This is a genomic window from Sphingopyxis indica, assembly GCF_032879645.1.
Taxonomy (GTDB): Bacteria; Pseudomonadota; Alphaproteobacteria; order Sphingomonadales; family Sphingomonadaceae; genus Sphingopyxis; species Sphingopyxis indica.
In genome coordinates, this window is record NZ_CP076394.1 from 911,884 (window position 1) to 935,462 (window position 23,579).

The following is a 23,579-nucleotide window of genomic DNA, read 5'->3' on the forward strand; positions in this document are numbered from 1 at the left end:
TTGTTTCAGGCAGCAAGGGGATGCGGCGGATGGCTCACCCATCTTCGCGGCGCGGGCGGCGGCCCGCCGATCAGGGCGACACCGAGCGCGGCATCCGCCTCGCGGCGCTGCGACGTTTCGCCGACCAGGGCTTTGACAGGGCGAGCCTGCGCGACATCGCCGCCGATGCCGGGGTCGACGCCGCGCTGATTTCCTACAAGTTCGGATCGAAGCTCGGCCTGTGGAAAGCGGTGGTCGAACGCGTCGGCACAGTGACGCTCGAGCAGATCGCCGCGGCCGCCGCCGCGAAGCCCGATCGCGGCGAACGCCCGCTTGCCGCCGCGATGGAGGCGCTGATCGACGTTTATTGCGCCAACGACACCGTGCCGCGTTTCCTACTCCGCGACGCCGGGCACGATCCGCAGCGCGCGGCGTGGGTGTTCGACCATGTCTCGCAGCCGTTGCTCGACCATTATCTGCCGCTGATCCGCGCGGCGCACGATGCGGGGGAGATGCGCGCGCCGATCCCCGAGATGGCCTTCCTGACCTTTGCCTATGGCGTCGCGGTCAATGTCGTGCGGCGCGACATGCTGACCGGCTATGCGCCGCAGCTCGCGAACGACGATGAATTTCGCGCCGCGCTCTGTGACACGCTGATCGCGCCGCAGCTTCGTCATGGCTGATCCCGCGGCCTCCGGCGCGGGCGGCGCCTATGTCTTCAAACCGCACGAGCGCCCGTTCATGCCGGGATCGCCCGCGTCGCCCGACCATCCCGCGCCGCGCAAATTCGGCTATCTGCTGATCGGCCTCTATCTTGCGATCATCGCGGGCTTTCAGAACGGGCTGCTGATCGCCAACCTCACCGTGCTGCAGGGTCATCTCGACCTCACCCCGGTCGATACCGGCTGGGTCACCGTCGCCTATAATATGACCAATGCGTGCATGAGCATATTGCTCTACAAGTCGCGCCAGCAATTCGGCATCCAGCGTTTCGTGCGCGTGATCATGATCGCGCTGCTGCTCGCCAATTTCCTCCAGCTGTTCGATGCAGGCTATCGGATGGAGCTCGTTGCGCGCGGGGTTTCGGGGATTGCGGCGAGCGGCCTGACGACGCTCGCGGCCTTCTATCTGATGCAGGGCTTTCCGCAGGAAAAGCGCATCGCGGGCTTCCTGCTCGCGATCGGGCTCGCGCAGGTCGCGGTGCCGCTCGCGCGCGCGATCTCGCCGCTGCTGCTCGCCGACGGCGACGTCTATAATCTCTTCGTCTTTCAGTTCGCGCTCTCGCTCGTCGCGGTCGGGCTGGTCAATATTCTTCATCTGCCGCCGGGCGAGACGATCCGCTCGTTTGAAAAGCTCGACCTTCTGACCTTCCCGATGCTCGCGGTCGGCGTCGGGCTGCTCTGCGCCTTCCTTGTCCAGGGGCGGATCGTGTGGTGGACGACGCCGTGGCTCGGTGCCGCGCTTGCGGTGTCGGTGCTGCTCATCGGGAGCGCATTTCTGATCGAGCACAACCGCGCCAACCCGATGCTCCAGACGCGCTGGATGGGCAGCCGCGACCTCGTCAAATTCGCTCTCACCGGTGCGCTGGTGCGCGTGCTGACCTCCGAGCAGAATTTCGGATCGACCGGCCTTCTATCGACGATCGGCCTCGTCAGCGATCAGCTCGTCCGCTATTACGCCGTCCTCTCGGCCGCGACGCTCGCGGGAGCGCTGCTCGCGATCCTGACGCTCAACCCCGCCGATCTCCGCCGCCAGACGCTCGTCTCGCTCGCGGTGATCGCCTTGGGGGCCTTCCTCGATACCCATTCGGGGCTGCGCACCGGCCCGGTGAACCTCTATTTCTCGCAGGCCGCGATCGCCTTTGCCGCGGTCTATTTCATGGGGCCGATGCTGATGGAGGGGCTGCTGCGCGCGCTGTCGAAGGGGCCGTCCTATCTCGTCAGCTTCGTCGGGGTGTTCAGCCTGTCGCAGACGCTCGGCGGGCTTGCCGGTGTCGCCGCGCTGTCGGCGTTTCACACGCTGCGCACCAAGGCGCATCTGATCACCTTCGCGAACAGCATTTCGCCCGCCGACCCGGATGTTGCGCAGGGGATCGGCCGCATCGCCGCGGCGCAAGCGGGGACGATGACCGACCCTGCGCTGCGCAGTGCCGTCGCCGGCGCACAGGTCGTGCGCGAGGCGATCCGCGAGGCGGCGATCCTTGCCTATAATGACGTCTTTTTCGTGATCGGATCGCTCGCGGCGCTGGCGTTCGTGCTGATGTTCGCGCGGTGGATCCACGACCGCCGCCGCGGCCACAATCCGCTCGCCGCCGAACTCGCCGCCCTACAGAAGATGAGAGCCGGAAACCAATGAGCCAGGAACAGGAAACATCGTCCGAAACGCCCGCCGAAGCACAGGAGGGCTGGAAGCCGCCGCGCTCGCGGCCGCGCATCATCCTGTTCGGGTCGCTGATCCTGATCGGCGTGCTCGCGATCCTTTATGCCTGGGGCCTGCCGCCGTTCCGCGCCGCGAGCCAGACCACGGACAACGCCTATGTCCGCGGCCAGACGACGATCATCGCGCCGCAGGTCGGCGGCTATGTGACCGACGTGCTCGTGCGCGATTTCGAACGCGTGAAGAAGGGGCAGGTGCTCGTGCGGATCGACGACCGCATCTATCGCCAGCGCGTCGCGCAGGGGCAGGCGAATATCGCCGCCCAGTCGGCGAGCCTCGAAAACAGCGCGCAAAGCCTGCGTTCGGCCGAGGCGCAGGTGCAGCTGCAAAGGGCGGCGGTCGCGAGCGCCAAGGCGCAACTCGCGCGGGCACAGGCCGATATGCGTCGCGTCGACGAACTCGTCGATGCGGGGTCGGTGTCGCTGCGCGAGCGCGACCAGACGCTCGCCGCGCTGCGTCAGGCCGAAGCGGCGGTGCGTCAGGCCGAGGCGCAGCAGGCGATCGCGGCGCAGCAGGTGCGCTCGGTCGGGGTCGGGCGCGGCGGGCTGGAGGCGGGGGTCGAAAATGCCCGGGCGCAGCGCGGCCTCGCCGACATCGACCTCGAAAACACCGTGATCCGCGCGCCGCGCGACGGCCAGCTCAGCGAGGTGACGGTGCGCGTCGGGCAGCTCGTCAACCCCGGCACCCAGCTCATGTATCTCGTCCCCCAGCGCCACTGGATCGTTGCCAATTTCAAGGAAGCGCAAACCGCGAAGATTCGCGTCGGACAGTCGGCGAGCTTTCGCGTCGATGCGCTCGGCGGCGCGAAGCTGACCGGCCATGTCGAAAGCATCGCCCCCGCGGCGGGCAGCGAGTTCAGCGTCATCAAGCCCGACACCGGATCGGGCAATTTCGTGAAGGTGCCGCAGCGCATCGCGGTGCGCATCCGCATCGACCCGGGGCAGAAACTCGCCGAGCGGCTCGGCCCCGGCATGTCGGTGGTCGCGACCGTCCACACGGGCGCCGACTGATGCGCCGCGCCGTCCCCCGCGCCGCGCTGCTGCTGCCGCTGCTGCTCGCGGCTTGCGTGCCGGCGATCGGCCTGCGTCCCTCCGCGAGCGCAGTTGCTCCGCCTGCCGACTGGCGCACCGACCTGTCCGCAACCGGCTCGATCGATGCGCGCTGGTGGACGCGCTTCGGCGATCCGCAGCTCGCCGCGCTCGTCGAGCAGGCGCGCGCGAACAATGTCGATCTCGCGATCGCCGCGGCGCGCGTTGCGGAAGCGCGCGCGCAGGAGCGCGTCGCGCGCTCGCTGCTGCTGCCTTCCCTCAGCGTCGGGGGGGGCGCCGCCGAGGCGCGAAGCCTCAACGCCTTTGGCGTCGCGACCGAGAGTTTCGCCGCGCAGCCCACCTTTCAGGCCTCCTATGAACTCGACCTCTTCGGCCGCAACGCCGCGCAGGTCGATGCCGCGCACGCCAATGCGGCGGCGGTCGCGGCGGCGCGCGAGGCGGCAATGCTGTCGGTCAGCGCCGCGACGGCGAGCGGCTATGTCACCCTGCTCGCCCTCGACGAACGGCGCACGCTGCTCAAAGAAACCCTGACCTCGCGCGGCGAGGCGCTGCGCATCGCGCGCGACCGGGCCGAGGCGGGTTATACGTCGCAGCTCGAACTGCGGCAGGCCGAGGCCGAATATCGCGGCGCCGAACAGCAGATTCCGGCGGTCGAGGCAGCGATCGCGCGGCAGGAAAATGCGCTGTCGCTGCTCGTCGGCGACGCCCCGCACGCGATCGCGCGCGGCGGCGACTTCGACGCGCTGACCGCGCCCGCGGTGCCCGGCCTGCTGCCGTCGGACCTCGTCCGCCGCCGTCCCGACATCGCACAGGCCGAATATGCGCTTGCGGCGACCGATGCCAATCTGCGCGCCGCGCGCGCGCAGTTCCTGCCGCAAATCCGCCTGTCGGGCTCGGCGGGCGCAGTGATCTCGTCGGCGCTGTCGGACCCGGTCGGCATCTGGTCGATCGGCGGCAGCATCCTCGCACCGCTGTTTCAGGGCGGGCGGCTGCAAGGGCAGTTCGACGCGGCGACCGCGCAGCGCGACCAGGCGGCCTTCGCCTATCGCAAGACCGTGCTCACCGCCTTCCGCGAGGTGGAGGACCAGCTCGCGCTGATCGACCGGCTCGGCGTGCAGGAAACCGCGCTCGTGGCGCAGCGCGCGGCGGTCGCCGACGCGCTGCGCCACGCGATGAATCGCTACCGCGCCGGCTATTCGCCCTATCTCGAACAGATCGAGGCGCAGCGCGCGCTGCTCGCGGTCGACATCCAGCTGATCCAGCTGCGCGCCGACCGCCTTACCGCCTATATCGCGCTCTATCAGGCGCTCGGGGGCGGGGCGCCCGGCTGACCGGCCGTGTACATCGCCTCTGGACCTTTCGCGCCGATGCATTATATACCAACCGTTATGGAAACCGAAACCATCCCCGCGACCAAGGGGCGCCCGCGCGAATTCTGCGTCGATCAGGCGCTCGCGGAGGCGCTGCGCGTCTTCTGGACCAAGGGTTATGACGGGGCCTCGATGGCCGATCTCACCGAAGCGATGGGGATCACCAAGCCCAGCCTCTATGCGGCGTTCGGCAACAAGGAAGCGCTGTTTCACAAGGCGCTCGACCTCTATGAATCCGAAAAGCTCGACTATACGCGCGCCGCGCTCGAACAGCCGACCGCGCGCGCGGTCGCCGAATATTATCTGCGCGGCGCGCTCGATCGCCATTGCGGCGGCGAGGATCCGAAAGGCTGCATGGGCCTGCTCGGCACGCTCGCGTGCAGCCCCGAGGCCGAATCGATCAAGGCCGACGTCGTGCGCCGCCGCGCCTCGTCCCAGCGCGCGCTCGTCGAGCGTTTCGAGCGCGCGAAGCGCGAGGGCGACCTGCCGGCGCATATCGATCCCGAAGGGCTGACGGGCCATATGCTCGCGATCCTGCAGGGGATCACGGTCCAGGCGAGCGCCGGCGCGTCGCGCGACGAGCTTGCGCGGCTGGTCGAAACAAGCCTCGCTTTATGGCCGAGCAGATAATTCTGTAACAGCTGGTATAAAACTCCTTGACAAGATGAACGGCGGATTTATATACCGCATAGTACAGATGGTCGGGGCGACCACTTCGCCGCGACGAGCGAAGGGAACGCTTATGCCCAACTGTCCGTTCACCAAGGCCTAGTTCGCTAGACCAACCCAGATAATTTGCGAAAGACCGGTTGCGACGCCCGCGGGGCGGCGGACGGGCTTTCGACTCCGAAATCTCCCCTCGCCGGGCGCAAGCGTCCCGGGGCGAAAGCCCCGTTGCGCCCGGCCCATGTCCAAGGAGGACCGGCCATGGCTACACTTGCCCTTGCAGAGCGCCCTGCGCGCGCTTTCGAATCCGCAACCCCCGGCGCGAAGCTGTTGCCCGCGCCGCGCCTCTCCGCAGCCCCCGTAGCGCCGAAAGCCCAGAATCCCGCGGGCTTTTCGGCGCTGGAATGGTCGGTCGTGATGCTCGCGCGTCACGACCGGCCATCGAGCCTCCGCGAACCCGGCCGCGTCGCCAAATGGCTCGGCGCGCTGTTCGGCAGCGGCGTCAACCGGCGGCTCGCCGACCCGAAGCTCGAGGCGCTGCGCCGCATGGCGGTGCTGACCTGGCACCACAGCTATTCGGTGCCGAAGGCCGAGCTCAAGGCCTTCTTCGACGCCGGCTATTCGCCCGACCATTATGAACTGCTCGGCAAGCGCGTCGCCGAAGTCCATGTCGCGCGCCTCTTCCGGAAATAGTCTCTCCCTCATTTCGAAAGTCGCTCTCCCCATGAACATGCTCTCCCCGATCCGGCGCGAGGAGGCGGCGAAGACCGCCCCCGCGTCGGCCTCCATCCAGCCGCCGCGCCGCTGGCGCCGCGCGCTCCAGATCGGCCTGCCGCTCGCGATCCTCGTCGCGGCGGGCTATGGCCTCACCCACCGCGAAGGCCCGGCGAACGCCGCGCCGGCGCTGCCCGTCGTCACCGTCGCCGCGCCGCTGGTGCGCGAGATTACCGAGTGGGACGATTATGTCGGCCGCTTCGAGGCGAGCCGCTCGGTCGAGGTGCGCCCGCGCGTCTCGGGCCAGCTCACCGGCATCCACTTCACCGACGGCCAGATCGTGCGCAAGGGGCAGCTGCTCTTCACGATCGACCCGCGCCCGTTCAACGCCGCGCTCGCCGAAGCACAGGCCGACGCCGCGAGCGCGCGCAGCAACCTTGCGCTTGCCCGCACCAACCTTGCGCGCGCCAACCGGCTGATCGCCGACGATGCGATTTCGCAGAGCGACGTCGATCAGCTGAACGCCGAAGTGCGCGCGGCGAGTGCGGCGCTCGCTGCCGCGGAGGCGCGCGTCCGCTCGCGGTCGCTCGACGTCGAGTTCACCCGCGTGCGCGCGCCGATCGGCGGGCGCATCTCCGACCGCCGCGTCGACCCCGGCAATCTGGTTGCGGCGGGCGAGGGCGCGGGGACGCTGCTCACGACGATCAACGCGCTCGATCCGATCTACTTTGCCTTCGACAGTTCGGAGGCGCTGTTCCTCAAGGCGCAGCGCGACCGACAGGCGGGCCGGACGACCGGACAGCAGGTCGAGGTCCGGCTGCAGGATGAAAGCGACTACAACTGGAAAGGCCGTGTCGATTTCACCGATAATGCGATCAACGACCATTCGGGGACGCTCCGGGTGCGCGCGGTGATCGACAATCCCGACTATTTCCTGACCCCCGGCATGTTCGGCAACATGCGGCTCGCGCAGGGCGGGCAGGTGTCGGCGCTGCTCGTCCCCGACGCCGCGGTGCGCACCGATCAGGCGCGCAAGCAGGTGTTCGTGGTCGCGAAGGACGGCACCGTCGCCGCGCGGCCGGTCGAAACCGGCCCGCTCGTCGCCGGGCTGCGCGTCATCCGGTCGGGCCTGACGGCACAGGACCGGGTGATCGTGCAGGGCATCCAGTTCGCCCAGCCGGGCGGAAAGGTGACGGCGAAGCCGACGACGATCAAACCGAAAGCCGCGCCCGCCGCGACCGCGATCGGTGAGGGACAGTCGCCCGCCGCTTCGCAGGCCACGCTCGCGGGATAAGCGCGCCCTTCGCCCCCGCGCCGTCCGGGGCGAGGGCCGCCCGCCGTCCGATTTCCATCTTTTGCCGGCCCCCGGTGGGCCGAGGAGGCTCGACATGCGTCTCAGCCATTTCTTCATTCGCCGCCCGATCTTCGCGGGCGTCATCGCGATCATCATCACGATCATCGGCGCCTTCGCCTATTTCGGGCTGCCGGTGTCGCAATTCCCCGCGGTCGTCCCGCCCACGGTGACGGTTAGCGCCAATTATCCGGGCGCGTCGGCCGAAACCGTCGCCGACACCGTCGCGGCGCCGATCGAGCAACAGATCAACGGCGTCGACAATATGCTCTATCAGTCGTCGCAATCGACCGGCGACGGGCGGCTGACGATCACCGTCACCTTCAAGCTCGGCACCGATCTCGATACCGCGCAGGTGCTAGTCCAGAACCGCGTCGCGCTCGCCGAGCCGAGCCTGCCCGAAGAGGTGCGGCGGCAGGGCGTCGTCGTGCGCAAGACCTCGCCCTCGTGGCTGATGGCGGTCAACGTCCTGTCGCCAGACGGCTCGCTCGATCGCAGCTATGTTTCCAACTATGCGCTGACCCAGCTCAAGGACCGGCTGACGCGCGTCGACGGCATCGGCGACGTGCAGGTGTTCGGCGCCCGCGACTATGCGATGCGCGTGTGGATCGACCCCGGCCGCGCCGCCGAGCTCAATCTGACCGCGGGCGACATCGTCACCGCGCTGCGCGCGCAGAATGTCCAGGTCGCCGCGGGCGTCGTCGGCCAGCCGCCGTTCGACACCGGCGCCGCGCACCAGCTCAATGTCGAGACGCAGGGCCGCTTCAAGACCGCCGACGAGTTCGCCAATATCATCGTGCGCACCGACCCGACGGGCGCGATCACGCGCCTGCGCGACGTCGCGCGCGTCGAGCTGGGGGCCGAGGATTATGGCGTCAACGCCTATCTGTCGGGCCAGGATTCGATCATCATGGGGATCACCCAGCGGCCGGGCACCAACGCGCTCGCCGCCGCCGAAGGGGTGAAGGCGCAGCTCGCCGACGCGGCGAAGAGCTTTCCCAAGGGCCTCGAATACCGGATCATCTGGAACCCGACCGAGTTCATCAGCGAATCGATGCATGCGGTGCAGAAGACGCTGCTCGAGGCGATGATCCTCGTCGTCATCGTCATCATCGTCTTTCTGCAGAGCTGGCGCGCCGCGATCATCCCGATCGTCGCGATCCCCGTATCGCTGATCGGCACTTTCGCGGTGCTCGCCGGGCTCGGATACTCGCTCAACACGCTGTCGATGTTCGGCCTCGTGCTCGCGATCGGCATCGTCGTCGACGACGCGATCGTCGTCGTCGAGAATGTCGAGCGCAACATGGAGCACGGCCTGTCCCCGCGCGAGGCCGCGCACACCTCGATGGACGAGGTGTCGGCGGCGCTCGTCGCGATCGTGCTCGTGCTGTGCGCGGTGTTCGTGCCGACGACCTTCCTCACCGGCATCACCGGCGAATTCTATCGCCAGTTCGCGGTGACGATCGCCACAGCGACCGTGATCTCGCTGATCCTTTCGCTCACCCTGTCGCCCGCGCTCGCTGCAATGCTGCTGCGCCCGCGCGCCGCCGAGGCTCCGGCGTCGGGTTGGCGCCGCTACGCCTGGCTCGCGGGCGACCGTTTCAACCGCGCCTTCGACCGGCTGAGCAACTGGTATGCCGACACCGCGCGCCGGATCATCGCCGTCCCGCGCAAGGCGCTCGCGACTTACGGCGGGCTGATCGTCGCGACCGCCGCGATCTTCTGGGCGACGCCGGCGGGCTTCGTGCCCGCGCAGGACCAGGGCTATGCGCTCGCCGCAATCCAGCTCCCGCCCGGCAGCTCGATCCAGCAGACCGACGCGGTGCTCAAAAAGGTGGTGAAGAAGCTGCTCGACGTGCCCGGAACCGAGGCGGCGGTGATGTTCGCCGGCTTCGATGGCGCCTCGGGCACGCAGGCGTCGAACGCCGGGGCGGCCTATGTCACCTTCAAGCCCTTCGACGAGCGTGCGGGCACCGACCGCACCGAACGTAATATCGAGGACGATATGCGCGCGGCGCTCGCCGACGTGAACGACGCCTTCGTGTTCGTGATCCCGCCGCCGGTCATCCAGGGTATCGGCAATGGCGGCGGCTATCGCATGATCGTGCAGGACCGCAGCGACGCGGGCTATCAGGCGCTCGAACAGGCGTCGGGCCAGCTGATCGGCGAGGCGCATCAGCAGCGCGAGCTTGCGAACGTCTTCACCCTTTACAACACCGCGACGCCGCGCGTGTACGCCGACATCGACCGCGCCAAGTCCGACATGCTCGGCGTGCCGCCGTCGCGCGTGTTCGAGGCGCTGCAGGTCTATCTGGGTTCGGCCTATGTCAACGACTTCAACCTGCTTGGACGCACCTTCCGCGTCACCGCGCAGGCCGAGGCCGCGGCGCGCGACGACCCGTCGGACATCGCGCGCCTCAAGACCCGATCGAACACGGGCGAGATGGTGCCGATCGGCGCGGTCGCGACCTTCAGCGACAGGACCGGTCCCTATCGCGTCACCCGCTACAACCTCTTCCCCGCGGTCGAGGTGGATGGCGAGACGGCGCCGGGATATTCGACCGGACAGGCGATCGAGGTGATGGAAAAGGTCGCCGAAAACCTGCCCGCGGGCTTCTCGGCCGAATGGACCGACATCGCCTTCCAGCAAAAGGCGGCGGGCAATATCGCGGCGCTGATCTTTGCGCTGTCGGTGGTGTTCGTCTTCCTCGTGCTCGCCGCGCAGTTCGAAAGCCTGATGCTGCCGCTCGCGATCATCCTGATCGTGCCGATGACGCTGCTCGCCGCGATGGCGGGCGTCAATTTGCGGGGTCTCGACAATAATATCTTGACCCAGATCGGCCTCATCGTGCTGATCGCGCTCGCGGCGAAGAATGCGATCCTGATCGTCGAATTCGCCAAACAGGCCGAAGAGCGCGGCGCGAGCGTGGTCGAGGCGGCGGTCGCGGCGGCGCGCGCGCGTCTCCGCCCGATCCTGATGACCAGCTTCGCCTTCATCCTCGGCGTGGTGCCGCTGGTCTGGGCGTCGGGTCCCGGCTACGAGCTGCGCCAGGCGCTCGGCACCGCCGTCTTCTACGGGATGATCGGCGTCACGCTGTTCGGGCTGATCTACACCCCGACCTTCTATGTCGTCTGCCGCACGATCGGCGATCGCATCGCACGGCGGCGTGCGCAGGGCGGGGAGGGCGCGACGGTCCCCGTGGCAGCAGAATAATGGCCGCAAACACGCCCGTGCAACACCTTGGTGGGCTCCCGCGAAGGCGGGAGCCCATCTCCCGGCGGCGCCGTCTTGAACCCGTCGGTGATGGGTCCCCGCCTTCGCGGGGACACACAGTCCCAAATTTCAGGAGCCATTCGATGATCCTCCGCAGCTTCCTCATCGCAACCGTTTCCGCGCTGACGCTTTCGGCCTGCGCGGTCGGGCCGGACTTCGCACCTCCTACGTCTCCCTCCGCGGCGTCCGGCCCGCTCCTTTCGGTCAAGGAGGGCGTGACGACCAGTGCGCCAGCCGACGCTGAATGGTGGCGGCTCTACAAGGACCCGGTGCTCGATGGCCTCGTTGCCGACGCGCTCGCGGCGAACACCGACGTCCGCGTCGCCGCCGCACGCATCGCCAGGGCGCGCGCCGCCTTGCGCGAAGTGCGCGGCGACCGCCTGCCGTCGACCGATCTCAGCGCCGGCGCCACCTATGGCCGCGTCAGCGAAAGCCAGACCTTGCCCGGCGCCGACCGTGAGGGATGGCAGGTCGATGGCGGGCTGACCGTCGGCTACGAAGTCGACCTGTTCGGCCGCGTGTCGCGCGGGGTCGAAGCGGCGCGCGGCGATCTGGCGGCGGCACAGGCCGATGCCGATGCGGTGCGCGTCACCGTCGCGGCCGAAACCGCACGCGCCTATGCCGACGCGGCCTCAGCGGCCGAGCGGCTCGGCGTCGCGCGGCATATCGTCGACCTGCTCGACAAGTCGGTCGCGCTCACCGCGCGCCGCGCCGAGGTCGGCCTGACGACGAAGCTCGACACCGCGCGCGTCGCCGCGCTGCGCGACCAGCGCCGCGCCGACATTCCGGCAATCGCCGCCGAGCGCGATGCCGCGCTCTTCCGCCTTGCGACCCTCACCGGCCGCGCGCCCGCCGATCTGCCGCCGATCGCGGCCGAGCGGCAGACGACCTTGCGGCTCGACCAGCCGATTCCGGTCGGCGACGGCGCCGCGCTGCTCGCGCGCCGTCCCGACGTCGCCGCCGCCGAGCGCCGCCTCGCCGCCGCGACGGCGCGCATCGGGGTCGCGACCGCCGACCTCTATCCGCGCATCAGCCTCGGCGGTTCGATCGGGCAGACGAGCACGGGCCTTGGCGACCTGTTCGGCGGCGGCCCGCTCCGCTGGCTGCTCGGGCCGCTGATCAGCTGGTCCTTCCCCAATCAGGAAACGGTGCGCGCGCGGATCGACGGCGCCGAAGCCGACAGCCAGGCCGCGCTCGCCGAATTCGACGGCACCGTCCTCGGCGCGCTCGAAGAGACCGAAACCGCCCTCTCGACCTATGCGCATCTTCTCGACCGGCGCACCGCGCTCCAGTCGGCGCGCGACCAGGCCGAAACCGCGGTCCGGATCACCCGCGCACAGCAGCGCGAAGGCGCGATCGACGGGCTCGAAGCGCTCGACGCCGAACGCACCTTCGCCGAAGCCCAGGCTTCGCTCGCGCTTGCCGACGCGCGCATCGCCGATGCGCAGGTCGACCTGTTCCGCGCGCTCGGCGGCCGCTGGTCGCAGGGGTAGCGGCAGCGTCCGAGCATCAATAGGCCGTGTGTCCCCGCGCAGGCGGGGACCCATCGCACGGCGGTGCCATATAGCATGGTTCGGAAGATGGGCTCCCGCCTTCGCGGGAGCACACGGCTATTTGGATCGGACCGAGCCAGTCTACCGCAACCCCAATCTTTCGGCGAGGAAGTCGACGAACACGCGGACCCGCGCCGGGGTATTCGCTCCGCCCGCGAAGACCGCGTGGATCGTCTCGACGTCGCCCGGATTATAGTCTTCGAGGATCGGGACGAGCTCGCCGCGCGCGATCTCGTCGACGACGCTGAAGGCGCCGACGCGCGCGATCCCGACCCCCGCCGCTGCGAGCTGCCCCAGCGTTTCGCCGTTGTTCGCTTCGATATTCCCCTTCACCGACAGCGCGAAATCCTTGCCGTCGCGGCGAAAGGGCCAGACGGGCTCGGCGCGGCGGAAGTTGAAGTTCAGGCAATTGTGGCCGAGCAGATCCTCGGGAAGCTGCGGCGTGCCGTGGCGCGCCAGATAGGCGGGCGAGGCGATCACCACGCGCCGGTTCTCGCCGAGCTTGCGCGCGGTGAGCGGGCTGTCGGCGAGCGGGCCGAAGCGCACCGCGACGTCGGCCTCGCCCGCCGCGACGTCGACGAGCCGGTCCGAGAGGCTGATGTCGACCACTATATGCGGATAGCGGCGCGCGAACTCGCCAAGCCGCGGGACGATACACAGTCGGCCGTGCGCGTGCGCGGCGCTGACGCGCAGCCGCCCGCGCGGCGCGCCCTGGTCGGCGATCGCCTGTTCGCTGTCGTCGAGGTCGGCGAGGATGCGCTTCGCCGAGCGCAGATAGGCCTCGCCCTCGGCGGTGAGCGCCAGCGCGCGCGTCGAGCGCAGCAGCAGCCGCACGCCGAGCCGCGCCTCGATCCGGTCGACTGTCCGGCTCACCGCCGACGGTGTGAGGTCGAGCCGGCGCCCGGCGGCCGAGAAACTGCCCTCCGCGGCGACCGCGGCGAACACTTCCATTGCCCGCGCGCGGTCGGCGCTTCCATCCATCTTTGCGTCCATTGCAAAAATCCTTGGCGCATCCGGCCGCTAATCGGTCGCGCGACGCGCCTCTATCTATGCGCTCTATTCGCAATTGAAAGGGATGACCATGGATTATCGCCAATTGGGATCGTCGGGCCTGCGCGTTCCCGCGCTCAGCTTCGGGACCGGCACCTTCGGCGGCAAGGGACCGCTGTTCAGCGCCTGGGGGCAGAGCGATGCGCGCGAGGCGCGGCGGCTGATCGACATCTGCCTCGACGCCGGCGTCACGCTGTTCGACACCGCCGACGTCTATTCGGACGGCGCCTCCGAAGAGATACTCGGCGAAGCGATCCGGGGACGGCGCGACGCGGTGCTGATCTCGACCAAGACCGGCCTGCCGATGGGCGACGGCCCGCAGGACTGGGGCGCGTCGCGCATCCGGCTGATCGCGGCGGTCGAGGCGTCGCTGCGCCGGCTCGGCACCGATCATATCGACCTCTTGCAGCTCCACGCCTTCGATGCTTCGACCCCGGTCGAGGAGCTGCTCGGCACGCTGGGCAGCCTGATCGCCGCGGGCAAGCTGCGCTACGCCGGGGTTTCCAACTATCCGGGCTGGCAGCTGATGAAGGCGCAGGCCGCCGCCGATCGCCACGGCTGGCCGCGCTTCGTCGCGCACCAGGTCTATTATTCGCTGATCGGCCGCGCCTATGAGGCCGATCTGATGCCGCTCGCCGCCGACCAGGGCGTCGGCGCGCTCGTCTGGAGTCCGCTCGGCTGGGGCCGCCTCACCGGCAAGATCGGCCGCGACAAGCCGGTCCCGGCGGGCAGCCGCCTCCACGACACCGAGCAGTTCGCGCCGCCGGTCGCCGACGACCTGCTCTACCGCGTGATCGACGCGCTCGAAGCGGTCGCGGCCGAAACCGGAAAGACCGTGCCGCAGGTCGCGATCAACTGGCTGCTCCAGCGGCCGACGGTCGCCTCGGTGATCATCGGCGCGCGCAACGAGGAGCAGCTGCGACAGAATCTCGGCGCGGTCGGCTGGGCGCTCACGCCCGATCAGGTCGCGGCGCTCGATGCGGCGAGCGATGTCCTGCCGCCCTATCCGCACACCCCCTATCGCCAGCAGGAGGGCTTCGCCCGCCTGAACCCGGCGATGGTCTGACGGGACGAAAGACGATGAAGATCAATCCGGCTCTCCTTGCCCTTTCGATCGGCGCCTTCGGGATCGGCATCACCGAATTCGCGCCGATGGGGATGCTCCCCGACATCGCGACCGGGCTCGGCGTCTCGATCCCCGCCGCGGGGCTGCTCGTTTCGGCCTATGCGCTCGGCGTGATGGCCGGCGCGCCGCTGATGACGCTCGCGACCGGGCGGATGAAGCGGCGCACCTTGCTGATCGCGTTGATGGGCATCTTCACGCTCGGCAACCTCTTGTCGGCGATCGCGAGCGATTATGCGATGCTGATGGCCGCGCGCGTCATCACCTCGCTCAACCACGGCGCCTTCTTCGGTGTCGGATCGGTCGTCGCGGCGAGCCTTGTCGCACCCGAACGGCGCGCGAGCGCGGTCGCGGCGATGTTCATGGGGCTGACGCTCGCCAACGTCGTCGGCGTCCCGCTCGCGCCGTGGATCGGCGAGAGCTTCGGCTGGCGCGCTGCCTTCGGCGCGATCGCGGTGTGGGGGCTCTTCACCATGGCGGCGTTGCGCGTCGCGCTTCCCGACATGCCGCGTGGCGAGGGCACCGACATGCTCGCCGAACTGGGCGTGCTGCGGCGGCGCGAGGTGCTCGTTGCGCTGGCGCTCACAGCGGTCGGGTCGGCGGCGATGTTCACGGTCTTCACCTATATCGCGCCGATCCTGCGTGAAGCGACGGGGGCGGGGACGCTGTTCGTGACCGCGATGCTCGTCGTTTACGGGCTCGGGCTGACGGTCGGGAACTGGCTCGGCGGGCTGTTCGCCGACAAGTCGATCGAGCGGACGCTGATCGTCGCGCTGGCGGCGCTCGCGGTGCTGCTCGTCCTGTTCGCGGCGACGATGTTTTCGGCGGCGGCAGCGGCGCTCACCATCTTCGCTTGGGGCGTCGCGACCTTTGCGATCGTCCCGCCGCTCCAGATGCGCGTGATGGAGGCCGCGTCCGATGCGCCCAATCTTGCCTCGGCGGTCAATATCGGTGCCTTCAATCTCGGCAATGCGATCGGTGCCGCGCTCGGCGGCGCAGTGATCGGGCTCGGCCTTGGCTTCCCGGCGGTATCGCTCGCGGGTGCGGCAATGGCGGTTGCCGGGCTGGCGATCGTGCTCGCGTCGCGGCAGCGGAGGACATCCGCGGCGTGCCCGGCGGTGGCATATTCGGAACGCTGAAAATTCAAGCCATTATTGATCGAAATTTCCGATCAATGCGGCGCGGATTTCCAATTTCCGCACTGCACAATGAACCGCTAGGGGAGGGCCTCCAATCACCAACAGGAGGCTCTCCATGTCCGTTCTCAACACCACCCTCAAACCCTTCAAGGCGACCGCCTACAAGCAGGGCAAGTTCGTCGACATCACCGACGCCGATGTGAAGGGCAAGTGGGCGGTTTTCTTCTTCTACCCGGCCGATTTCACCTTCGTCTGCCCGACCGAGCTCGAGGATCTCGCCGACATCTATCCGCAGCTTCAGAAGATGGACGTCGAGGTGTTCGCCGTGTCGACCGACACGCATTTCTGCCACAAGGCGTGGCACGACACCTCGCCGGCGATCGGCAAGATCGACTATTATATGGTCGGCGACCAGAACCACGCGCTGTCGAACAATTTCGAAGTCCTGCGTGAAGGCGTCGGCCTCGCCGACCGCGGCACCTTCGTCCTCGATCCCGAGGGCGAGATCCAGCTCCTCGAAATCACCCCCGAGGGCGTGGGCCGCAACGCCGCCGAACTGCTGCGCAAGATCAAGGCGCTGCAGTACTGGGTCAGCCACCCGGGCGAAGTCTGCCCCGCGAAGTGGGAAGAGGGCGCCGACACGCTGGCTCCTTCGCTCGACCTCGTCGGCAAGATTTAAGCGATCGAAAAATGCCGCGTGCTCCCGTGAAGGCGCGCGCGGTAAACCAATGCTCGTCATTGCGAGGAGCGAAGCGACGCGGCAATCCAGAATATGCGTAAACCGCCCTGGATTGCTTCGCTTCGCTCGCAATGACGAGTGCCATAAATCCCAATATACGCAGGAGCTCTCCCCATGCTCGACGCCAATATGAAGCAGCAGCTTCAGGGTCTTCTCACGAATCTTCGTGAACCGATCGAACTCGTCTCTTCGCTCGACGACGGCGCGAAGTCGGCGGAGCTTGCCGAGCTGCTCGACGAAATCGCCGCCCTGTCGGACAAGGTCGGCGTCAGCCGCGCCGACGACGATGCGCGCCGCCCGAGCTTCCTGATCCGCCGCGCAAGCAACCATGACGTCGCGGTGCGCTTCGCCGGCATCCCGCTCGGCCATGAATTCACCTCGCTCGTCCTCGCGCTGCTGCAGGTCGGGGGGCATCCCCCCAAGACCGCGCCCGAGCTGATCGAGCAGGTCGCGGCGCTGGGCGGCGACTATCATTTCGAAACCTATTTCTCGCTCTCGTGCCAGAATTGCCCCGACCTTGTGCAGGCCTTGAACCTGATGAGCGTCATCAACCCGCGCATCACCCATACGGCGATCGACGGCGGCCTGTTCCAGGCCGAGGTCGAGGCGCGCAAGGTGATGGCGGTGCCCACCGTCTTTCTGAACGGCGAGGAATTCGGGCAGGGCCGCATGGAACTCGAACAGATAATCGCGAAACTCGACAGCGGTGCCGAGGCGAAGGCGGCTGCAAAGATCGCCGCGAAGGACGCGTTCGACGTGCTCGTCGTCGGCGGCGGCCCCGCGGGCGCCGCGGCGGCGATCTATGCTGCGCGCAAGGGCATCCGCACCGGTATCGCCGCCGAACGCTTCGGCGGGCAGGTGCTCGACACGATGGCGATCGAAAATTTCATCTCGGTTCCGCACACCGAAGGGCCGAAGCTCGCCGCGCAGCTCGAGCAACATGTGAAGGATTATGACGTCGACATCATGAACCTCCAGCGCGCCGAAAAGCTGATCCCGGCCCGGCAGGAAGGCGGACTGCACGAGGTGCAACTGGCGAGCGGCGCGTCGCTAAAGGCGCGCACGTTGATCCTGTCGACCGGCGCGCGCTGGCGCCAGATGGGCGTCCCCGGCGAGGACGTCTATCGCAACAAGGGCGTCGCCTATTGCCCGCACTGCGACGGCCCGCTCTACAAGGGCAAGCGCGTCGCGGTGATCGGCGGCGGCAATTCGGGGGTCGAGGCGGCGATCGACCTCGCGGGCATCGTTGCGCATGTGACGCTGGTGGAATATGAAAGCGAACTGCGCGCCGATGCGGTACTGCAACGCAAGCTCGCGAGCCTCCCCAACGTCAAGATCATCACCTCGGCGCTGACCACCGAAGTGCTCGGCGACGGGAACAAGGTGACGGGTCTTGCCTATAAGGATCGCAATAGGGATACGCCGCACCAGATCGAGCTGGAAGGCGTCTTCGTCCAGATCGGGCTGGTTCCCAACACCGAATGGCTGGCGGGCGCGGTCGCGCTGTCGGGCCGCGGCGAGATCGAGGTCGATCATCGCGGCGAGACGAGCCAGCCGGGCATCTTCGCGGCGGGCGACTGCACGACCGTGCCCTACAAGCAGATCGTCATCGCGATGGGCGAGGGGTCGAAAGCGGCGCTGTCGGCATTCGACTATATGATCCGCCTGCCGGTGGAGGCAGAGGCCGAAGCGGCGTGATACTTGCATCGTCATGCCGGACCCTTCGACAAGCTCTGGACAGGCTTGATCCGGCATCCATTTGCTGCGGCGCCCGAATGGACCCCGGATCAAGTCGGCCATTATCCCGTGGACATCCGTGGAGGCCCGATACTCCGTCATTGCGAGCGAAGCGAAGCAATCCAGGGTAGGCGTAAACCGCCCTGGATTGCTTCGCGCAGTTTATCCTGAGCGCCTGCAAGGCAGTCGAAGGGCTCGCAATGACGAGATTACGGATGCGAGCGGGACAGTCGCCGATCAAGTCCGGGGTGACGATTTTTCGGGCGGTGCTGGCTTCGCTGTGATGGCGCCAAGGCACTCGGCCAGCCGCTCCACGTCCGCATCGGAAAAATGCAGCCCCAGCTTGCTGCGCCGCCACAAGATGTCGTCGGTCGTCTGCGCCCATTCGCGCGTCGCCATCCACTCCACCTCGGCCGCGCTCAGCCCGTGCGCGATTTCGCCGCCGAGCGCGTCCCAGTCCTGCGCGCCGCCGAGCCAGCGCCGCGCGTCGGTGCCATAGGCCTTGACGATCCGGTCGACCGTCGCGGCCGGCAGGAACGGGTGGGCGAGGCGATATTCGGCCTTCAGCGTCGCGGCGCCGTCGGCCGGAAAATCGCCGCCCGGCAGCGGCGAGGCGCCGGTCCAGCGCTTGCCCTTCAGCGCGGGCACGACCTCGGCAAGCGCGTCGACCGCCTCTTCGGCGACGTGGCGATAGCTGGTGATCTTGCCGCCATAGATGGTGAGCAGCGGCGCGCCTTCATCGCTGTCGAGGTCGATGCGATAGCCGCGCGTTGCCGCTTCGGGCCTGCCCGACCCGTCCTCGATCAGCGGCCGCACCCCCGAATAGGTCCAGACGACGTCGGCGGGGGTGATCGCGGCGCGGAAATATTGGTTTGCGCCCTCGCACAGATAGGCGATTTCCCCGGCGCTCGCCTGGATGTCGGCCAGCGAACCCTGATGATCGGCGTCGGTGGTGCCGATCAAGGTGAAGTCGCGCTCATAGGGGATGGCGAAGAAAATCCGCCCGTCGGGAAGCTGGAAGAAATAGGCATAGTCGTGGTCGAACAGCTTGCGCACGACGATGTGCGAGCCGCGCACCAGCCGCATACCATAATCGGGCGGCGCCGACGCGAGGCGTTGCACGTCGAGCACCGCGGGCCCCGCGGCGTTGACGAGGCTGCGCCCGGTGAAGCTGTAGCTCCGTCCGTTCGCGCCGGTCGCCTCGACCACCCACAGCCCCTTCTCGACACGCATCGCCTCGGCGCGGGTGCGGGTGCGGATGCGCGCGCCCCTGTCGGCGGCATCGCGCGCGTTGAGCAGGACGAGGCGTGCATCGTCGACCCAGCCGTCCGAATATTCGAAACCGCGGACATAGCGCGGATCGAGCGGCGCGCCGGCGGGATGCTTGCGAAGGTCGATCGAGCGCGTCGCGGGCAGCATCTTCCGCCCGCCGATATGGTCGTAGAGGAACAGCCCGAGCCGCAGCAGCCAGCGCGGGCGGAGTCCGTCGCGATAGGGAAGCACGAAGCGCATCGGCCGGACGATATGCGGCGCGATGCCCCACAGGACCTCGCGCTCCTTCAAGGCCTCGCGCACGAGGGTGAATTCATAATGTTCGAGATAGCGCAGCCCGCCGTGGATCAGCTTGGTCGACGCCGACGAGGTGCCCTGCGCGAGATCGCCCGCCTCGACCAGCAGCACCCGCGCGCGGCGCCCCGCCGCGTCGCGCGCGACCCCTGCGCCATTGACCCCGCCGCCGATCACGATGACGTCATAGGGTGGCGGCGGCGCGGTCATGGGTTCGGCCATAATGGGATTGGCGGCGAAATGGAATCGTTGGTGGCGGTGGTGTCGGCTTTCGGGCGGTAGCGGGCGTAATAAGCCCCTCCTCTTTAGAGGAGGGGTTGGGGGTGGTGGCGCGCGATAGCGCGCAAGACGTCTAGCACCACCCCGCTGCGACTAAGCCAGCAAGCTGGCAAGTCTCGCTGCCCCTCCTCTGAAGAGGAGGGGTTTGGTCGAATGACAGCTAACCACCCCGAAACGGTCGCTCGCGTCCGCGCGCGCTCAATAGCTTCGCGGCATCCCCAGCACATGCTCGGCGACATAGGAGAGGATCATGTTCGTGCTGATCGGCGCGACCTGATAGAGGCGCGTCTCGCGGAATTTGCGTTCGATGTCATATTCGGCGGCGAAGCCGAAGCCGCCGTGCGTCTGGATGCACGCCTCGCCCGCGGCCCAGCTTGCTTCGGCGGCGAGCATCTTTGCCATATTCGCCTCGGCGCCGGCGTTCTCGCCCGCCTCATATCGGGCGATCCCGTCGCGGACGAGCAGCTCGGCGGCACGCATCTGCGCATAGGCGCGGGCGATCGGAAATTGCACGCCCTGATTCTGGCCGATCGGACGGCCGAACAGCACGCGCTCCCTGGCGTAGCTCGATGCCTTTTCGATGAACCACTTTGCGTCGCCGATGCACTCGGCGGCGATCAGCAGCCGCTCGGCGTTCATCCCCGACAATATATAGCGGAACCCCTTGCCCTCCTCGCCGATCAGGTTCGCGGCGGGGACGCGCATCCGGTCGAAGAAGATTTCGGTCGTCGCATGGTTCATCATCGTGTCGATCGGGCGGATCGTCAGCGTCCCCGCGGCGAGCGCCTCTTTCATGTCGACGAGGAAGACCGACAGTCCCTCGGTCCGGCTCGCCGCTTCCTCGCGCGGCGTCGTGCGCGCGAGCAGGATCATCAGGTCGCTATGCTCGGCGCGGCTGGTCCATAATTTCTGGCCGTTGACGACATATTCGTCGCCGTCCCGCTTCGCCGTGGTCTTCAGGCTCAGCGTATCGGTGCCGCTCGTCGGCTCGGTAACGCCGAACGCCTGCAGCCGCAGCTCGCCGGTCGCAACCTTCGGCAGATAGCGCGCCTTCTGCTCCTCGTACCCGTGGCGCAGCAGCGTGCCCATCACATACATTTGCGCATGGACCGCGCCGCCGTTGCAGCCCTGGCGCTGGATTTCCTCGAGGATCGCGGCGGCCGCCGAGAGCGGCAACCCCGCGCCGCCATATTGCTCGGGGATCAGCGCCGCGAGATAGCCTGCCTGCCCCAGCGCGGCGACGAACTCCGACGGATATTCGCGGGCCTTGTCCTTGGCCTGCCAATAGGGGCCGGGAAACTGCGCGCAGAGTTTCGCCACCTCTTCGCGGATGTCGGAATAATCGTGCAACATCTTCTCCCCTGTCCGCCCGTCGCCGTCATCGCAGCGAAGGTCACTCCATTCGATCAAGAAGCTGTGTGCTCCCGCGAAGGCGGGAGCCCATCTCCCGGCGACTCCATGTTGAACCGGCAGGAGATGGGTCCCCGCCTTCGCGGGGACACACGTCGCTCTTCGATTCGATCATTCTTCGACGCTATCGTTCTGCCACCTCCGCCAGCAGCTTTTTCGCCTCTTCGCCCTGCCAGTCGATCGCGCCGATGATCCGCCATACTTCCTTGCCGTCGGCATCATAGAGGATGCTCGTCGGCAGCCCACCCGCGGCGGCGTCGATCAGCGCATTTTCGGGGTCGAGATAGGGCTGGAGCACGCTCAGCCCCGCCTGCTGAAACCACGGATCGACGACCTCGGCGCCCTGAATATCCTGCGCGATCGGCACTATGGTCAGCGCGCCGCGCCGCGCGGCGGCGAGCTTGTCGAGCGTCGGCATTTCGGCGACGCACGGCGCGCACCAGGTCGCCCACAGATTGACGAGCAGCGGACGCCCGCGAAAGGCCGCGAGCGTCACCGGCGCGTCGTCGGGACCGCGGAAGGTCGCGCTCGGTGCCGCCTCGCCGGCATGGCTGCGGTCGAGCTTATGCTCGAAACTTTCGATCCCGCGCTTCGCTTCGCCTTGCGAAACATTTGCTTGTCGCGCGTCCGCTTGCTCCGCCTGCGGCTTTTCCCTATCGCAGCCCGCGACCGCCCCCGCGAGCAGCAGGGCGATAAGGGCATATTTCGGATCTGGGACGCGGCGAATGGCGAATTCTCCCGAGAGTAACAGCATGTGGGGCGGCCGCTTCGGTGGCGGCCCGGCGGCGATCATGCAAGAGATAAATGCGTCGATCCCCGTCGACAAACGGCTGTGGGAAGAGGATATCGCCGCAAGCCGCGCGCACGCCGCGATGCTCGGCGCGCAGGGGATCATCGCCGCCGAGGACGCCGCGGCGATCGACGCGGGCCTTGCGCAGATCGCCGGGGAATATGCGGCGAACGGCGTTCCCGTCGACCTCAGCCTCGAAGACATCCATATGACCGTCGAAGCGCGGCTCAAGGAGATCGTCGGCGAAGCGGCGGGGCGGCTGCACACCGCGCGCTCGCGCAACGATCAGGTCGCGACCGACTTCCGCCTGTGGACGCGCACCGCCTGCGACCGCATCGACACGGGGCTGAAGGGCTTGCAGGTCGCGCTGCTTGCGCGCGCCGAAGACCATGCGGACAGCATCATGCCCGGCTTCACCCATTTGCAGGTCGCGCAGCCGGTGACGCTCGGCCATCACCTCCTCGCCTATGTCGAAATGGCGCGCCGCGACCGCTCGCGCTTTCGCGATGCGCGCGCGCGGCTCAACGAATCGCCGCTCGGCGCCGCGGCGCTCGCGGGGACCAGCTTTCCGCTCGATCGCGACGCGACGGCACAGGCGCTCGGCTTCGACCGGCCGATGGCGAACAGCATCGACGCGGTGTCCGACCGCGACTTCGCGCTCGAATTCTGCGCCGCCGCGTCGATCGCCGCGATCCATCTCTCGCGCCTTGCCGAAGAGGTGGTGATCTGGGCGAGCCAGCCCTTCGGCTTCGTCGCCTTGCCCGACGCCTGGTCGACGGGCAGCTCGATCATGCCGCAAAAGCGCAACCCCGACGCCGCCGAGCTGGTGCGCGGGCGCGCGGGGCTGCTGCTCGGCGCCTTCCAGCGGCTCGCCGTGATCGTGAAGGGGCTGCCGCTCACCTATTCGAAGGATTTGCAGGACGACAAGGCGACCGTCTTCGAGGCGTTCGACGCGCTCGCGCTGTCGCTCGCCGCGATGACCGGCATGGTCGAAACGCTGACCTTCCGCACCGACCGGATGCGCGCGCTCGCCGCATCGGGCTATTCGACCGCGACCGACCTTGCCGACTGGCTGGTGCGCGAGGCGGGGGTGCCCTTCCGCGAGGCGCATCACATCGTCGGCGCCTGCGTGAAACGATGCGAGGAGCTGGGCGTTGACCTGTCGCAGCTGCCCGCCGAAGCGGCCGCCGCGATCCACGCCGCGGTGACGCCCGCCGCGCTCGCGGCGCTGACCGTCGAGGCGTCGGTCGCGAGCCGCAAGAGCTATGGCGGCACCGCGCCCGAGCGGGTAAGAGACGCCATCGCCGCGGCGCGCGCCGCGCTGGAGAATTGACATGCGCATTCGTCTGATCGC

General features: G+C 68.1%; 18 protein-coding genes. 14 read left to right on the plus strand and 4 right to left on the minus strand.

All coding sequences use genetic code 11. The features are described from left to right. Positions 1–29 precede the first annotated feature (29 nt). The 9 genes from KNJ79_RS04220 (at position 30) to KNJ79_RS04260 (ending at position 12,332) form a co-directional block, all read left to right on the plus strand. Positions 30–662 (plus strand): TetR/AcrR family transcriptional regulator, encoded by a 633-nt coding sequence (locus KNJ79_RS04220; protein WP_245836577.1) that lies wholly within the window; start codon positions 30–32, stop codon positions 660–662. Next, positions 655–2,334: an MFS transporter gene (locus tag KNJ79_RS04225; RefSeq protein WP_317152906.1), complete on the plus strand. Its 1,680-nt coding sequence runs from the start codon at positions 655–657 to the stop codon at positions 2,332–2,334. The genes KNJ79_RS04220 and KNJ79_RS04225 overlap by 8 nt, the downstream gene beginning before the upstream one ends. Continuing rightward, entirely contained in the window at positions 2,331–3,425 is a 1,095-nt protein-coding gene (locus KNJ79_RS04230) for an HlyD family secretion protein (protein ID WP_317152907.1), read from the plus strand. The genes KNJ79_RS04225 and KNJ79_RS04230 overlap by 4 nt, the downstream gene beginning before the upstream one ends. Further along, positions 3,425–4,795 (plus strand): efflux transporter outer membrane subunit, encoded by a 1,371-nt coding sequence (locus KNJ79_RS04235; RefSeq protein WP_317152908.1) that lies wholly within the window; start codon positions 3,425–3,427, stop codon positions 4,793–4,795. The genes KNJ79_RS04230 and KNJ79_RS04235 overlap by 1 nt, the downstream gene beginning before the upstream one ends. A 57-nt stretch (positions 4,796–4,852) precedes the next feature. Next, entirely contained in the window at positions 4,853–5,464 is a 612-nt protein-coding gene (locus KNJ79_RS04240; RefSeq protein WP_317152909.1) for a TetR/AcrR family transcriptional regulator, read from the plus strand. Positions 5,465–5,761: 297 nt separating this feature from the next. Then, entirely contained in the window at positions 5,762–6,193 is a 432-nt protein-coding gene (locus KNJ79_RS04245) for a hypothetical protein (RefSeq protein ID WP_317152910.1), read from the plus strand. 31 nt (positions 6,194–6,224) lie between these two features. Next, positions 6,225–7,508 (plus strand): efflux RND transporter periplasmic adaptor subunit, encoded by a 1,284-nt coding sequence (locus KNJ79_RS04250; protein ID WP_317152911.1) that lies wholly within the window; start codon positions 6,225–6,227, stop codon positions 7,506–7,508. A gap of 94 nt (positions 7,509–7,602) precedes the next feature. Beyond that, positions 7,603–10,779 (plus strand): efflux RND transporter permease subunit, encoded by a 3,177-nt coding sequence (locus KNJ79_RS04255; RefSeq protein WP_317152912.1) that lies wholly within the window; start codon positions 7,603–7,605, stop codon positions 10,777–10,779. 143 nt (positions 10,780–10,922) lie between these two features. Beyond that, positions 10,923–12,332, plus strand: a complete 1,410-nt coding sequence (locus tag KNJ79_RS04260) for a TolC family protein (protein ID WP_317152913.1) — start codon at positions 10,923–10,925, stop codon at positions 12,330–12,332. Between the two features lie 141 nt (positions 12,333–12,473). Here the strand turns inward: KNJ79_RS04260 and KNJ79_RS04265 are convergent, their stop codons facing one another. Further along, positions 12,474–13,385, minus strand: a complete 912-nt coding sequence (locus KNJ79_RS04265) for a LysR family transcriptional regulator (RefSeq protein WP_089215139.1) — start codon at positions 13,383–13,385, stop codon at positions 12,474–12,476. An 88-nt stretch (positions 13,386–13,473) separates the two neighbouring features. On the opposite strand from KNJ79_RS04265, the gene KNJ79_RS04270 reads away from it, so the two are divergent. From KNJ79_RS04270 to ahpF, 4 genes are all read left to right on the plus strand, one after another. Next, a complete protein-coding gene (locus KNJ79_RS04270) occupies positions 13,474–14,508 on the plus strand; it encodes an aldo/keto reductase (RefSeq protein WP_317153860.1) in 1,035 nt (344 codons plus the stop codon). A gap of 14 nt (positions 14,509–14,522) precedes the next feature. Further along, entirely contained in the window at positions 14,523–15,704 is a 1,182-nt protein-coding gene (locus tag KNJ79_RS04275; protein ID WP_317152914.1) for an MFS transporter, read from the plus strand. 115 nt (positions 15,705–15,819) lie between these two features. Continuing rightward, the gene (gene ahpC, locus KNJ79_RS04280) at positions 15,820–16,383 is read left to right on the plus strand and encodes an alkyl hydroperoxide reductase subunit C (RefSeq protein WP_317152915.1); all 564 of its coding nucleotides are present in this window, start codon (positions 15,820–15,822) and stop codon (positions 16,381–16,383) included. 174 nt (positions 16,384–16,557) lie between these two features. Beyond that, positions 16,558–18,141, plus strand: coding sequence for an alkyl hydroperoxide reductase subunit F (gene ahpF, locus KNJ79_RS04285; protein ID WP_317152916.1), 1,584 nt, complete (start codon positions 16,558–16,560; stop codon positions 18,139–18,141). Between the two features lie 276 nt (positions 18,142–18,417). On the opposite strand, the gene glpD is transcribed toward ahpF, so the two are convergent. The 3 genes from glpD to KNJ79_RS04300 all read right to left on the minus strand — a co-directional run bounded on the left by glpD (position 18,418) and on the right by KNJ79_RS04300 (position 22,189). After that, positions 18,418–19,956 (minus strand): glycerol-3-phosphate dehydrogenase, encoded by a 1,539-nt coding sequence (gene glpD / locus KNJ79_RS04290; protein ID WP_317153861.1) that lies wholly within the window; start codon positions 19,954–19,956, stop codon positions 18,418–18,420. A gap of 267 nt (positions 19,957–20,223) precedes the next feature. Continuing rightward, positions 20,224–21,378 (minus strand): acyl-CoA dehydrogenase family protein, encoded by a 1,155-nt coding sequence (locus KNJ79_RS04295; protein WP_317152917.1) that lies wholly within the window; start codon positions 21,376–21,378, stop codon positions 20,224–20,226. A 181-nt stretch (positions 21,379–21,559) separates the two neighbouring features. Continuing rightward, complete coding sequence (locus KNJ79_RS04300) at positions 21,560–22,189, minus strand: TlpA family protein disulfide reductase (protein WP_317152918.1); 630 nt, start codon at positions 22,187–22,189, stop codon at positions 21,560–21,562. On the opposite strand from KNJ79_RS04300, the gene argH reads away from it, so the two are divergent. Then, the gene (gene argH / locus KNJ79_RS04305) at positions 22,188–23,558 is read left to right on the plus strand and encodes an argininosuccinate lyase (protein ID WP_317153862.1); all 1,371 of its coding nucleotides are present in this window, start codon (positions 22,188–22,190) and stop codon (positions 23,556–23,558) included. The genes KNJ79_RS04300 and argH overlap by 2 nt on opposite strands. The last annotated feature ends 21 nt before the right edge of the window (positions 23,559–23,579 follow it).

Coding starts and splice junctions, on each gene's coding strand:
- KNJ79_RS04270 (WP_317153860.1), top strand. CDS start 13,474: ATGGATTATCGCCAATTGGGATCGTCGGGCCTGCGCGTTCCCGCGCTC.
- KNJ79_RS04225 (WP_317152906.1), top strand. CDS start 655: ATGGCTGATCCCGCGGCCTCCGGCGCGGGCGGCGCCTATGTCTTCAAA.
- ahpF (WP_317152916.1), top strand. CDS start 16,558: ATGCTCGACGCCAATATGAAGCAGCAGCTTCAGGGTCTTCTCACGAAT.
- KNJ79_RS04245 (WP_317152910.1), top strand. CDS start 5,762: ATGGCTACACTTGCCCTTGCAGAGCGCCCTGCGCGCGCTTTCGAATCC.
- argH (WP_317153862.1), top strand. CDS start 22,188: ATGTGGGGCGGCCGCTTCGGTGGCGGCCCGGCGGCGATCATGCAAGAG.
- KNJ79_RS04295 (WP_317152917.1), bottom strand. CDS start 21,378: ATGTTGCACGATTATTCCGACATCCGCGAAGAGGTGGCGAAACTCTGC.
- KNJ79_RS04250 (WP_317152911.1), top strand. CDS start 6,225: ATGAACATGCTCTCCCCGATCCGGCGCGAGGAGGCGGCGAAGACCGCC.
- KNJ79_RS04255 (WP_317152912.1), top strand. CDS start 7,603: ATGCGTCTCAGCCATTTCTTCATTCGCCGCCCGATCTTCGCGGGCGTC.
- KNJ79_RS04240 (WP_317152909.1), top strand. CDS start 4,853: ATGGAAACCGAAACCATCCCCGCGACCAAGGGGCGCCCGCGCGAATTC.
- KNJ79_RS04230 (WP_317152907.1), top strand. CDS start 2,331: ATGAGCCAGGAACAGGAAACATCGTCCGAAACGCCCGCCGAAGCACAG.
- KNJ79_RS04265 (WP_089215139.1), bottom strand. CDS start 13,385: ATGGACGCAAAGATGGATGGAAGCGCCGACCGCGCGCGGGCAATGGAA.
- KNJ79_RS04220 (WP_245836577.1), top strand. CDS start 30: ATGGCTCACCCATCTTCGCGGCGCGGGCGGCGGCCCGCCGATCAGGGC.
- KNJ79_RS04275 (WP_317152914.1), top strand. CDS start 14,523: ATGAAGATCAATCCGGCTCTCCTTGCCCTTTCGATCGGCGCCTTCGGG.
- KNJ79_RS04260 (WP_317152913.1), top strand. CDS start 10,923: ATGATCCTCCGCAGCTTCCTCATCGCAACCGTTTCCGCGCTGACGCTT.
- ahpC (WP_317152915.1), top strand. CDS start 15,820: ATGTCCGTTCTCAACACCACCCTCAAACCCTTCAAGGCGACCGCCTAC.
- KNJ79_RS04300 (WP_317152918.1), bottom strand. CDS start 22,189: ATGCTGTTACTCTCGGGAGAATTCGCCATTCGCCGCGTCCCAGATCCG.
- KNJ79_RS04235 (WP_317152908.1), top strand. CDS start 3,425: ATGCGCCGCGCCGTCCCCCGCGCCGCGCTGCTGCTGCCGCTGCTGCTC.
- glpD (WP_317153861.1), bottom strand. CDS start 19,956: ATGACCGCGCCGCCGCCACCCTATGACGTCATCGTGATCGGCGGCGGG.